Annotated in this window: 11 protein-coding genes; 5 read left to right on the plus strand and 6 right to left on the minus strand. The window is 63.6% G+C overall.

Features of this window, described 5'->3' with window-relative positions:
• Positions 1 to 7: 7 nt before the first annotated feature.
• A complete protein-coding gene (locus AC0L24_RS06365) occupies positions 8 to 694 on the minus strand; it encodes a GNAT family N-acetyltransferase (RefSeq protein ID WP_127809402.1) in 687 nt (228 codons plus the stop codon).
• Positions 695 to 777: 83 nt separating this feature from the next.
• On the opposite strand from AC0L24_RS06365, the gene AC0L24_RS06370 reads away from it, so the two are divergent.
• Entirely contained in the window at positions 778 to 1,962 is a 1,185-nt protein-coding gene (locus AC0L24_RS06370; protein WP_127268080.1) for a pyridoxal phosphate-dependent aminotransferase, read from the plus strand.
• Positions 1,963 to 2,114: 152 nt separating this feature from the next.
• Complete coding sequence (locus AC0L24_RS06375) at positions 2,115 to 2,480, plus strand: YciI family protein (protein ID WP_127395929.1); 366 nt, start codon at positions 2,115 to 2,117, stop codon at positions 2,478 to 2,480.
• Here the strand turns inward: AC0L24_RS06375 and AC0L24_RS06380 are convergent, their stop codons facing one another.
• The 3 genes from AC0L24_RS06380 to trhO all read right to left on the minus strand — a co-directional run bounded on the left by AC0L24_RS06380 (position 2,481) and on the right by trhO (position 5,270).
• On the minus strand, positions 2,481 to 3,236 hold the full coding sequence (locus tag AC0L24_RS06380) for an SDR family oxidoreductase (protein WP_127809401.1): 756 nt from the start codon (positions 3,234 to 3,236) through the stop codon (positions 2,481 to 2,483).
• 258 nt (positions 3,237 to 3,494) lie between these two features.
• Positions 3,495 to 4,232 (minus strand): tellurite resistance TerB family protein, encoded by a 738-nt coding sequence (locus AC0L24_RS06385; RefSeq protein WP_127809400.1) that lies wholly within the window; start codon positions 4,230 to 4,232, stop codon positions 3,495 to 3,497.
• A gap of 117 nt (positions 4,233 to 4,349) precedes the next feature.
• On the minus strand, positions 4,350 to 5,270 hold the full coding sequence (trhO, locus tag AC0L24_RS06390) for an oxygen-dependent tRNA uridine(34) hydroxylase TrhO (RefSeq protein WP_127809399.1): 921 nt from the start codon (positions 5,268 to 5,270) through the stop codon (positions 4,350 to 4,352).
• Between the two features lie 300 nt (positions 5,271 to 5,570).
• Between trhO and AC0L24_RS06395 the strand changes: the two genes are divergently transcribed.
• Positions 5,571 to 6,209 carry a 2-dehydro-3-deoxy-phosphogluconate aldolase gene (locus AC0L24_RS06395; protein ID WP_127809398.1) on the plus strand — a complete coding sequence of 213 codons (639 nt, stop codon included), beginning with the start codon at positions 5,571 to 5,573 and terminating at the stop codon, positions 6,207 to 6,209.
• Positions 6,210 to 6,385: 176 nt separating this feature from the next.
• Entirely contained in the window at positions 6,386 to 6,631 is a 246-nt protein-coding gene (locus tag AC0L24_RS06400) for a hypothetical protein (protein ID WP_164873794.1), read from the plus strand.
• A 7-nt stretch (positions 6,632 to 6,638) separates the two neighbouring features.
• On the opposite strand, the gene AC0L24_RS06405 is transcribed toward AC0L24_RS06400, so the two are convergent.
• Both AC0L24_RS06405 and AC0L24_RS06410 read right to left on the minus strand, forming a co-directional pair.
• A complete protein-coding gene (locus AC0L24_RS06405) occupies positions 6,639 to 8,465 on the minus strand; it encodes a peptidoglycan L,D-endopeptidase MepK (RefSeq protein WP_473563568.1) in 1,827 nt (608 codons plus the stop codon).
• A 409-nt stretch (positions 8,466 to 8,874) separates the two neighbouring features.
• The gene (locus tag AC0L24_RS06410; protein ID WP_473563569.1) at positions 8,875 to 10,410 is read right to left on the minus strand and encodes a sigma-54-dependent transcriptional regulator; all 1,536 of its coding nucleotides are present in this window, start codon (positions 10,408 to 10,410) and stop codon (positions 8,875 to 8,877) included.
• A gap of 177 nt (positions 10,411 to 10,587) precedes the next feature.
• On the opposite strand from AC0L24_RS06410, the gene AC0L24_RS06415 reads away from it, so the two are divergent.
• Positions 10,588 to 12,420, plus strand: coding sequence for a M3 family oligoendopeptidase (locus AC0L24_RS06415; protein WP_127809395.1), 1,833 nt, complete (start codon positions 10,588 to 10,590; stop codon positions 12,418 to 12,420).
• The last annotated feature ends 71 nt before the right edge of the window (positions 12,421 to 12,491 follow it).

Raw genomic sequence — 12,491 nt, forward strand, 5'->3', positions numbered from 1 at the left:
CGAACTCCTAGGCGCCGAATTCCGCGCGACAATCCTCGAGCCGTCGCTTCTGCTGGCCGTCGCCATCGAAATTGGCCGGATCGAGCCATGCCTCGTACGCACGGCGCAGCGCCGGCCACTCCTTGTCGATGATCGAATACCACGCAGTGTCGCGGTTTTCACCCTTGACGATCAGATGCTGGCGGAAAATGCCTTCGAACTTGAAGCCGAACCGTTCGGCGGCCCGCTTCGATGGCTCGTTGCGGTTGTTGCACTTCCATTCGTAGCGGCGGTAGCCGAGTTCGTCGAAGATGTATTTCATGAACAGGAACTGCGCTTCGGTTGCTCCCGGCTTGCGCGAGATGAGCGGTCCCCAATAGATGTTGCCGATCTCGATGACGCCGTACGCCGGATCGACGCGCATCAGCGTCTGGCGTCCGGCGACCTTGCCGCTGGGCTTGTCGATGACGGTGAAGAACAGCGGATCCTCGCTGGCCTCGACCTTGTCCAGCCATGGCTGGAAGGCGGCGCGGGTCTCCGGCGGATAATCGGGCAACCAGGCGAAGCGGCCGTCGATGTCGGACACGGAGGACGCTTCATAGAGGCCATCGCCATGTTTTGCAGCACTCAGCGGTTCGAGCCGGACAGTGCTTCCGTCGATGGTCTTGCGTTCGGGCCGCGGGCGCGGTTGCCAATCCCTGAGATTTTCCGACACCGAAAGCTCCAATCCGTTTGACTTTTGCCAGCCGAAGCTCACAAAAACGCGACCCAACAGCAAGAACCACACGGACGGGAAAAATGCTCCACACGATTTCGGCCTTCGACCGCCTTGGCGAGGAAAACGCCTTTGCCGTGCTCGCGAGGGCCACAGCACTTGCCCAACAAGGCCGCGACATCGTCAATCTCGGCATCGGCCAGCCCGACTTCAAGACGCCGCAGCACATCGTCGAGGCGGCGATCAAGGCGCTGCGCGATGGCCATCACGGCTATACACCGGCCAATGGCCTGCTGGCGACGCGCGAGGCGGTGGTGCGCCGCACGCTGACCACAACCGGTGTCGAAGTATCGCCCGAAACGGTAATGATCCTGCCCGGTGGCAAGCCAACCATGTTCGCCGCGATCCTGATGTTCGGCGAACCTGGCGCCGAAATCCTCTATCCCGATCCGGGCTTCCCCATCTATCGCTCGATGATCGAGTTCACCGGTGCAGCCCCTATTCCCGTGCCGATGCGCGAGGAAAACGGCTTTGCCTTCTCCGCCGAGGAGACGCTGGCGCTGATCACTTCGAAGACCAGGCTGCTGATCCTCAACTCGCCCGCCAATCCGACCGGCGGTGTGACGCCCCGTGCCGAGATCGAGAAACTGGTCAAGGGGCTGGAGGCGCATCCGCAGGTCGCCATCCTTTCCGACGAGATCTACGACGTCATGACCTATGATGGCGAGACGCATTGCTCGCTGCTCGGCTTTCCCGAAATCCGTGACCGGCTGATCGTGCTCAATGGCTGGTCGAAAACCTGGGCGATGACCGGCTGGCGCATGGGCTGGTCGATCTGGCCGAATGGCGACAAGGGCGCCCATCTCTACGACAAGGTGCGCAAGCTGGCGGTCAACTGCTGGTCCTGCGTCAACGCGCCGAGCCAGTTCGCCGGCATCGCCGCAATCGACGGCCCGCAGGACGATGTCGCCAATATGATGCGCGCCTTCGACCGCCGCCGGAAGATCGTCGTCGAGGGGCTGAATGCCCTGCCCAACATGTCCTGCATCACGCCCAAAGGCGCGTTCTACGCTTTCCCCAACGTCTCGAAGACCGGCTGGAAAGCCAAGAAACTCGCCTCGGCGCTGCTCGACGAGGCCGGCGTGGCGCTGATCGGCGGTCCCGATTTCGGCATTCTCGGCGAAGGCTATATCAGGCTCTCCTACGCCAATTCCGAGGAGAACATCTTGCGGGCGCTGGAACGGATCGGGGCCTTCCTGGCGAAGTAAGCCTGAAAGCGGCCCGCTGTCCTCTTCCGGACAATTTGCGGCTGTGGCATGACGGTGTCATGAGCCGTCCGGAGGCGCGCGGCCAAGACTGGGCGTGCATGTCGAGAACGGCTACGGTCCTCGGATCAGGATCGAAGTGGGGGTGACATCGGATGTTCTATGCAATCCTTGCCTATCATGTGGAAGACGCAATCAAGGCGCTGACGCCGCAGGAAGATACGGCGCTGATGGCTGACTTGCTCAAGATCCACGAAGGGCTCTATGCCGACGGCAGCCTTGGCCCGTCGGCGCGGCTTGGCGCGACACAATCGGCCTGCACCTTGCGCGACGGCATGATCGTCGACGGCCCCTTCGCCGAAACCAAGGAACAGCTTCTCGGCCTCTATGTCGTCGACTGCCCGACGCGGGACGATGCCATCGCTATCGCGCGCGACTTTCGTCGCGTCAATCCGACCGCCGTCTACGAGATCCGTCCTATCGCGCTCTATCTGCCCGGCGCAGAGCTACCGGGAGAATAACTACCCACGCCCGACAAACGGCATCTTGGTCGCCATGACGGTCATGAACAGCACGTTGGCGTCGAGCGGCAGGCTGGCCATGTGGACGACGGCGTCGGCGACGCGCTGAACATCCATCACCGCTTCGGCTGATATCGAGCCGTTGGCCTGCGGCACGCCGACCGTCATCGGCTGCGCCATGTCGGTCAGCGCATTGCCGATGTCGATCTGGCCGCAGGCGATGTCATAGGGCCGGCCGTCGAGCGCCAGCGTCTTGGTCAGTCCTGTGATGGCATGCTTGGTCGCCGTGTAGGGCACCGAGCCGGGGCGTGGCGCATAGGCCGACACCGAACCATTGTTGATGATGCGGCCACCCATCGGCTTCTGCTTGCGCATGGCGCCAAAGGCGGCACGGGCACACAGGAACGAACCGGTGAGGTTGACGCCGACGACATCGTTCCACACTTCGACCGGAATCTCGTCGATCGGCGTCGATTTGTAGCCCATGCCGGCATTGTTGAAGAGCAGGTCGACACGGCCGAAGGCCGCCGCCACGGTCTCGAACAGATCGTCGACCTCGCCTGCCTTGCTGATATCGCAGGCAACCGCCAGGGCCTTGGCGTCGGTGGACCCGGCCTCGGCCACGGCTGCATCCAGCACGGATTTGCGGCGTCCGCAGAACACTGTGTTCCAGCCCGCCTTGAGCAGCGCCGTGGCGACGCTCTTGCCGATGCCCGTGCCGGCCCCGGTGACGATGGCGGTTCTTTGTTCGGTCATGGCTGTTGTCCTCCGGCAGCGCTGCGCTTGCTCGACTGATTTTCGGGGTTTGGCTCGAAAAAGGAAGGCATCGCAAATGACGGCGGCGATGGCAAGCGTGTCCATCCGATCGGGCCGACAAAAAGGGCGGCCATTGGCGACCGCCCCTGATCTGAACCGGGCTTGGGAGGAGGAAAAGCCGATCCGACTATGTTGAATGATGCGCTTGCTGGGTTAACGAGAGGTTAACCCGGAAAGCGCCTCCTGTGCCGTTTTGGCCTACCAGCGCGGATTGGGTGAAGTCCCTGCCTTGGCCGGCACCTTGGCCGCCGAAACCGTTGCCTCGACATGGTCGACCAGCGCGTCCGGCAGGCCGAGCCGGCCGGCAAGCAGGTCGAGATAGCCACGCTCGGCGCGGGTGTCGGGATCGATGGTCAGGCGCGACGCCGTGTAGAGTTCGAGCTTCTGCGCATCGGTCTTGGCGCCGGCGACCAGCGTGTCGAGGTCGAGCGGGCTTGCCAGCTCCGCCATCAGGAACTTTTCAGCATCGGAGTCTATGCCGGCCAGGCTGAGCTTGCCGGCGATCTTCTGGCGCTCTTCATCGTCGATATGGCCATCGGCTTTTGCCGCCGAGATCATCGCCCGTATCAGGGTCAGCGTGAATTCGTCCTCGCCTTGCGGCGCCTGCGACGGGTGGAAGGCGGTGTCCTTGGGCGGCGGCAGCAATTCCGGTTCGCCGGCCGCCGGTGCTTCGGCGGGTGCGTTGCCGGCCTTGTAGTTCTGGTAGGCCTTGTAGGCGAGGCCGCCGATGGCAGCCAGTCCGCCAAGCTTCACCGCGGCGCCCGTCACGTTACGACCGGCACCAGTTCCAAGCAGCACGGCGGCCAGTGCGCCGGCGGCCAGCGGATTGTCCTTGGCCATCTGCACGGCCTGCCCCGCCTTGTCGCGAACGGTGCCGCTGGTGCCGGGGATTTGCGAGCCGAGCAGATCGTCGAGAAGCTTCTTGGGATCGAACATTCAGTGCCTCCAGGATTTGCCCGGCCGAACGGGCAGGTTTCGAACGTCGAAGACGTAGGTCCCGAAACTTGACATTGCAATGACAGGCGGCCGCTTTGCAGCAGCTTGATGCCCGGATCAGGAGCCGATATGCGGACCCCTGCCCCGCGCCTGCGCAAGCTCGACCTGGCGCTGGCGCTCGGCATAACGCTGGCGGTCCTCGTTCGAACGCGCCTCGAAACAATGCGGGCAGGAAATACCGGCGGCGAATTTGGGCGACGTCAGGTCGCCCGGTGTCAGCGGGTGCCGGCAGGCGCGGCACAGTTCCGCTTCGCCCTCGGCGAGGCCGTGCGACACCGAAACGCGCTCGTCGAAGACGAAGCATTCGCCTTGCCAGAGGCTCTGTTCGGCCGGGACCTCTTCGAGGTATTTGAGGATGCCGCCCTTGAGATGGAAGACATCCTCGAAGCCGAGCGATTTGACATAGGCGGTTGCCTTTTCGCAGCGTATGCCGCCGGTGCAGAACATCGCCACCTTGCGGCCTTCGAGTTCCCCCCGGTGCGCCTCCACCCAGGCCGGGAACTCGCGGAAGCTTGCGGTGGCCGGGTCGATCGCACCCCTGAATGTGCCGATCGACACCTCATAGGCGTTGCGCGTGTCGATGATGACAGTGTCGGGCTGCGAAATCAGCGCGTTCCAGTCGGCCGGCGCGACATAGGTGCCGGCACTTTTCGAAGGATCGATGTCATCGACACCCATGGTGACGATCTCGCGCTTCAGCCGCACTTTCATGCGGTGGAACGGCATCTCCGCGGCTGCGCTGTACTTGACCTCGAGGCCCGCCAGCCCTTCGATGGCTTCGAGATACAAGATCAGTTCGGCAATTGCGGTCTCGCTGCCGGCGACGGTGCCGTTGATGCCTTCATGCGCCAGCAGCAGCGTGCCCTTGATGCCGCGCCCGCAGCAGAAGGCGGCGAGCGGCGCGCGCAGTTCTTCGAAAGCGTCGAGCCGGGCAAACCGGTAGAGCGCTGCGACGCGGAAGGGTGGAAGTGATGTCATTGCCGAAGCCACTAGACGCTCACGAAAGCCTATTCAAGGCAAAGCAGGCATCCTGTTCGGAGGTCACGGGCACAAATCTGCACCATGGGCGAAATTGTACCATAGCTGAGATCAGGGAGCCAAGAAAAAATTCCTATCCTGACAAAACTGCCGGCACAAAACTGCCGACACCGCCGAGCTGGCGGCCGCGCTAAGCTTGGCGAGCATGGGCGACACGTGACATCGCGACACGGCCGGTTTCGTGGACAGGAAAACGGCCTTCTGCTAATCGGTTGAATTGTCCACGCCACGGAGAGACACATGCCCAGCAAGACCGAAAAACTCCTGTCGCTCCTCAACGGCCAGCCGGTCATCCCGGTGCTGAAGATCTCTGATATCGCCAATGCCGTGCCGCTGGCGCGCGCGCTGGCGCGCGGCGGCCTGCCGGCAATCGAGATCACGCTGAGGACCGCCGATGCGCTGGAAGCGATCCGGCGGGTCGCTGGTGAAGTCGAGGACGCCATCGTCGGCGCCGGCACCATTCTCGATGCCAGGCAGTTCGAAGAGGCGGCTGCCGCGGGCTCGCGCTTCATCGTCAGCCCCGGCATCACCCGCGAGCTTCTGTCGGCAGCCGCCGGCAGCGATGTTCCGTTGCTGCCCGGCGCCATCACGCCCGGCGAGATCATGGCTGCACGGGAAGCCGGCTTGCGCTTCCTGAAATTCTTCCCGGCCGAGCAGTCGGGCGGCATCGCTTCGCTGAAAGCCTTCGCCTCGCCGCTCGCCGATGTGAAATTCTGCCCGACCGGCGGCATCTCGGCCAAGAACGCGGCCGACTATCTCAGCCTGCCCAACGTGGTCTGCGTCGGCGGCTCCTGGGTGGCGCCCGATGACCTCGTCCAGGCCGGCAAGTGGGACGAGATCGAAGCCCTGGCGCGCGCGGCGAGCAAGCTTGCGAAATAAGGCCTCGGCCACGGCATGAAAAAACCCGGCCGACTCGCGTCGACCAGGTTTGCCAAATCGGCTCCGAAGCTGATCAGCTGCAGACCCGGACCTTTTCAACCACCCTGTGGTGATGCTTCCAGCTTGTGACCACCTTGGTCCGGCAGTGCTTCTTCATGTGCATATGGTCATGAGTCTTGACGACAACGGTCTCGGCCTGCGTAGGGGCGATGGCCGCCGAAGCGGTTGCCAATGCGATGACCGATGCCAATAGGATGTTCTTCATGGATCTCCCCGGGTTTGAACGAACCTATGTTAACCCGGGGAATAGGCCGACCGTTCCGGCTTCACGAGAAGTTCAGCCGCGCGTGACCGTGCAGGCTGGCCGGTTCGCTGAACAGCAAAAAGCCGCGCTGGTTGCCCGGCGCGGCTTTGTCGATTGATTTGCCGTCACTTGGTTTGGAAGCGGGCCACCGACATGAACTTGACGGCGTTGCCGGTGAAGCGGTTGGCATCGGCCACCTGGCTGCTCGGCTGGAAGCCGGCCGTGTAGACCTCGCTCGGCGGCGTGTGCACGATGCTGTAGGCGTAGCCCGGCGCCGTCGTCGCGCTTGAAACGGTGGCGATATGCTCGCCGCTGGTCAATGCCCAGCGGGCGGCCTGCGGTGCGGCTGCAACCACCATGGCCTTGGGGCCTGGCTTCAGGTCGCGGGCAGTGGCTCTCGATTCCTTGCGGGTCGTCTTGACGCCGGCGCCGATCGCGGCGGCCGGATCGGAACCGACTGGGCGGGCAACGACAGCATCGCGCGGCGATGCGGCGTTGGTGCCTGGATCGTTGAACGCCGAACGCGGCTCGGATCCGGACAAGGAAGCAAGCTGGTAATCGGCCGCACCGACCTGGGCATTGGCCTCGTCGAGCACGGCCTTGACCGCATCCGGCCTGGCCATCTCGGGCCGCGCCGTCGGCAGCACCGAGAACGCATCGGTCGCGGTCTTGCTTTGATCAGCCGTCTCGGCCAGCGCCATCAGCACATCCTTGCTGGGTGGCGCAGCCAGAGCGGCCGGCAGCGAATTGTCGGGACGCCATGTCGGCAACGGTATGTTGTTGACCGCGACCTGGGCCGGATTAGCCGAAGCCCTTGCATCGGCCAAGCCGAAAGGAACGCTCGCCGGCGCATGCGCGGTCGCCACGGCCTGCTCGGTGGTGGCTGTCGCCTCCGCCATCGCAAAAGGAACATTCTCAGGCTGCTGAGCGCCGACATCGGCTTTTGGCCGCGGTGCGAAATCCGGCAGCGGAACGCTTCGGGCCGGCAATGCCGCGATGATCGTCTCCGGCGTGTCCTCTTCCGGCTCCGGAGCCTGCTGCTCGGCCACCTGCGGAATCTCGGCGCGCCGCGCATTCTCCGGCGCCACGATGGCAATGCCCGGGAGGTTGCTGGTCTTGGCTGCCGCTGCCGGCTTCAGGTTTCTCGCTTTGGGCGGAGGGGCGGCCGAAGCGGTCTGGACATCGGCGCTGTCGTCGGCCTCGTCGTCGCCGCCGCCACCGAAGAAAGCCGACAGGAAGCCACCTGATTTCTTGCCGCTGCCGCCAGCACTGGCCATCTCGATGGCCGGCGAGCCTGAACCCTTGCGCGCCTTATAGGAGGCGAGCGCCTGCTCAAAGCCGGGCAGCGGCCTGCCGTCGCTCGGCACATGCAGCGTCTTGCCGTTGGGGAACAGGCTGACCAGTTCCTGCCGGCTGATACCGGGCCAATGGCGCACATTGCCGACATCCATGTGGACGAACGGCGAACCAGATGACGGATAGTAGCCGACGCCGCCGCCCTGCATCTTGAGACCGATGTTGCGCAGCTTCTTCAGCGGCACGCCGGGGATGTAGAAATCCATCGCCTTGCCGAGCATATGCTGGCTCTTCTCGGCGACGCCCCTGCTGCGGCCGCGCAGCATCGAGTTCGTCGACGGCGAGCGATAGCCGCAGATGACCTGGATGTAGTCCGTGGCGCCGGCTTCCCGATACGCTTCCCAGACCAGATCCAGCAGGCGCGGATCCATCTTGGTCGGCTCGTTGCGACGCCAGTCGCGCAAAATGATGTTGATCTTCCTGAGACCCTCGGGAACGTAGCGGCCGTTGCGCTTGTAGACGATCTCGGCCTTCTCATGGGTGTGGAGATGATAAAGCTTCAGCGACCGTGTTTCGGCGCTGGCTCCGCTCGCAGCCGCGGCAACAAAACCAAAAGCGACAACCAACACTGCCAGCCACTTCGGCCAGACGCTCAAATGATGGTGCCGCCTGTTTGTGTGTCGTTCGATTCTGTTCAAATCAAAAGGCCTTGCAGGCTGCCGTTTGTCCCCGGATTTGTCCAAACGGATGTGGCATTAGCACACCCGAATATCGATCCTAATGGTTAATCATCGCTTATTGAAGCCGAAATGCGGTAACACCGTGGCGATATCCCGTCAAAAATTGTTCACAAGGTTTCTTGGTAAACCGCTGGTTTAGATCAGATTTCCGCCTTCGGCCCGAACACGATCTGTTACCGTTAGCCTTAATGCGTGAACAGAGCTGTCCATGACACAGCCACAATGCCGCTGAAACGGCGATACAGGGGCTGTTGTGGCATTGCAAGCTGGCGCCGGCCTTATGGCAAGGCCGGATTCCGGGCCGAAGCTCAGTCTGGCCTCGTGCTTAGGAGGCGAGTCGGTCGACGCGGCCTGTCTCCGGATCGATGCCGTGTTCCTTGAGCTTGCGATAGAGCGTCGAGCGGCCGATGCCGAGCCGGCGGGCGACTTCGCTCATCTGTCCGTTGTAGTGATCGATGGCAAGCTTGATCATCTCGAGTTCGACATCGGCCAGTGCCCGCACATTGCCGCGCTCGTCGAGCGCCCGCAACGTGCCGAAGCGAGGCTGCAGCCTTGCCGGCGGATCGAACGCGATTGCTGGGCCGCCCTCGCCGGGCAAGGCTTCGTCATCGCGCTCCTGCAAAGACTGGGAGGGCGCCGGCGCATCGCCGTCCATATCCAGGTTGACGGTGCCTTCCACTTGCGCCCGTATCTGCGGGAAGTCCTCGGCGGAAAGCACATCGCCTTCGCAAAGCACCGAGGCCCGGAAGACGGCATTTTCGAGCTGCCGGATGTTTCCAGGCCAGTCATAGGCTTGCAGCACAGCGAGCGCTGCCGCCGAAATACCCTGCAAGCGACGGTGCGGGTCGGCCGGCGCCACCTTCTCCATGAAATGGGTGACCAGATAGGGGATGTCGTCGCGGCGGTCGCGCAGCGGCGGCACGAAGATCGGATAGACGTTCAGCCGATAGAACAGATCCTCGCGGAACTTGCCGTCCTTGACCTGCTGCAGGAGGTTGCGGTGCGTCGCCGAAATCAGCCTGATGTCGACCCTGACGGTCGAGCGTCCGCCGACCGGGTCTACCTCGCCGTCCTGGGCCGCGCGCAACAGCTTGACCTGCACGTCGAGCGGCAGGTCGCCGATCTCGTCGAGGAACAGTGTGCCCGAATGCGCTTCGACGAACTTGCCCGTGTGCTTGTCGGTGGCGCCGGTGAACGAGCCCTTCTCATGGCCGAACAGGATCGATTCGACCAGATTGTCGGGGATAGCGCCGCAATTGACGGTGACGAAGGGTTTCGAGCGGCGGTCGCCACTGCCCTGGATGGCGCGCGCCACCAGTTCCTTGCCGACGCCGGACTCGCCCTCGATCAGGATCGGGATGTTGGATGCCGCCGCTTTCTGGCCAAGGCGGATCACCCTGTCCATGGCCGGGCTGTGCGTGATCATGTCCTTGAAGGTCAGGAGGCCGCCGCGCCGGCGCGACGTGCGCTTGACCTCGCCCTCGACGGCCTCGACCTTGAGCGCATTGCCGATCGACGCCTGCAGCCTGTCGGGAGACGCCGGCTTGACGACGAAATCGAAGGCGCCATGACGCATCGCCGAAACCACGGTCTCGATGCCGCCCTGCGCGGTCTGCACGATGGCCGGCACGTTGATGTCGCGCTCGCGCATCGCCTTCAGCACGCCGATACCGTCGAGACCGGGCATGACCAGATCGAGGATGACCACCGACACCTCGCGGGCGCCGGGTCCATCGAGGATATCGAGAGCGGCCGCGCCGCCGTCGACGACGATTGCGCTGTAGCCGAACCGCGTCACCGCCGCTTCGAGCAGCCGGCGTTGCACCGGATCGTCATCGACTATGAGTATGGAACCTGTCATGACTGATACGACTATGCCCGCCCGAAGAATCCTGCCCTGTGGACCATCTTGGCACAGGGTTCTAAATAAGGTTTCAAAAAACCCGGTGAATGAATTCCTTAGGATTTGACCGGCTTCTCGTTTCTCCTTGAACCTTGGCCACGGAAGGTGTCGGCAATGCATAAGGATTCTGGGCACATGGGTTCCGCACGGCGGCTGGCGGCGCCGGCGTCCGGTCAGGGCGCGGCCGAGTTGGGCGACCTGCCTGAATGGAACCTTGCCGACCTCTATGCCGGCATGGACGCGCCAGAACTGAAGCGCGACATCGCCAAGGCCGCCACTGACGCGGTCAGCTTCGAAAGCCGCTGGAAGGGCACGCTGGCCGCCGAGGCCGAGCGCGGCAGCGCCGGCAGGCTGGGCGAGGCGCTTGTCGCCTACGAAGCGCTGGAGGAACTGATCGGCCGCATCGTCTCCTATGCGGGTCTGGTTTATGCCGGAAACACCGCTGATCCCCAGCGCGCCAAGCTCTATGGTGACGTCCAGGAGAAGATGACCGACGCCAGCGCGCACCTTCTGTTCTTCGCGCTCGAACTCAACCTGATCGACGATGCGTCGATCGAAGGCGCGCTCGCCGGCGATCCCGCATTTGGTCACTACCGGCCGTGGGTGCTCGATCTGCGCAAGGACAAGCCCTACCAGCTTGAGGACCGCGTCGAGCAGCTCTTCCACGAAAAGTCGATCACCGGGCGCGGCGCCTGGAACCGCCTGTTCGACGAGACGATGACCGACCTTCGCTTCGACATCGACGGCGAGGAACTGACGCTGGAGCCGGCGCTGAACCGTTTGCAGGACGCCGACGGCGAGGTGCGCCGCCGGGCGTCCGAGGCGCTGGCCACGACCTTCCGCAAAAATTTGCGCACCTTCACGCTGATCACCAACACGCTGGCCAAGGACAAGGAGATATCCGACCGCTGGCGCGGCTTCGAGGACATCGCCGATTCACGCCATCTCGCCAACCGCGTCGAGCGCAGCGTGGTGGACGCCCTGGCTTCCGCCGTTCGCGATGCCTATCCGCGCCTGTCGCACCGCTATTACGCGATGAAGGCACGCTGGCTCGGCATGGAGGTGATGAACCACTGGGACCGCAACGCGCCGTTGCCGGATACGCCCCAGGCGATCATCGGCTGGGACGAGGCCAGGAACACCGTGCTGTCCGCCTATCAGCGCTTTTCGCCCGACATGGCCGAGATCGCGCGAACCTTCTTCGACCGCAACTGGATCGACGCGCCGGTGCGGCCCGGCAAGTCGCCTGGCGCCTTCGCGCATCCGACCGTACCGTCGGCGCATCCCTATGTCCTGCTCAACTACATGGGCAAGCCGCGCGATGTGATGACGCTGGCACACGAGCTTGGCCATGGGGTGCATCAGGTGCTGGCCGGCGGCCAGGGCGCACTGATGGCCTCGACGCCGCTGACGCTGGCCGAGACGGCATCGGTCTTCGGCGAGATGCTGACCTTCCGCTCGCTGCTCGACCAGACCACCGACCGGCGCGAGCGCAAGGCCATGCTCGCCCAGAAGGTCGAGGACATGATCAACACGGTCGTGCGCCAGATTGCCTTCTATGAATTCGAGCGCAAGGTGCATGCCGAACGCAAGAACGGCGAACTGACCTCCGACAGGCTCGGCCAGTTCTGGCTCGAAGTGCAGGCCGAAAGTCTGGGTCCCGCGATCAAGCTGCGCGAAGGCTACGAGGTGTTCTGGACCTACATCCCGCACTTCATCCATTCGCCCTTTTATGTCTATGCCTATGCTTTCGGCGACTGTCTGGTGAACTCGCTCTACGCGGTCTATCAGAACGCCGAACGCGGCTTTCAGGACAAGTATTTCGAAATGCTGCGCGCCGGCGGCACCAAACATCATTCCGAGCTTCTGGCGCCCTTCGGGCTCGACGCCACCGATCCCGCCTTCTGGCAGATCGGACTTGGCGTCGTCAGCGGCCTGATCGACGAGCTGGAAGCGCTCGACGCTTGAAACGCGTCCCTCAGGCATCGCTCTAACAGTTTAGCCGGAATGCATGTTGGGACAGCTCTACTATCACCCTA

Source organism: Mesorhizobium sp. WSM4809 (genome assembly GCF_055811655.1).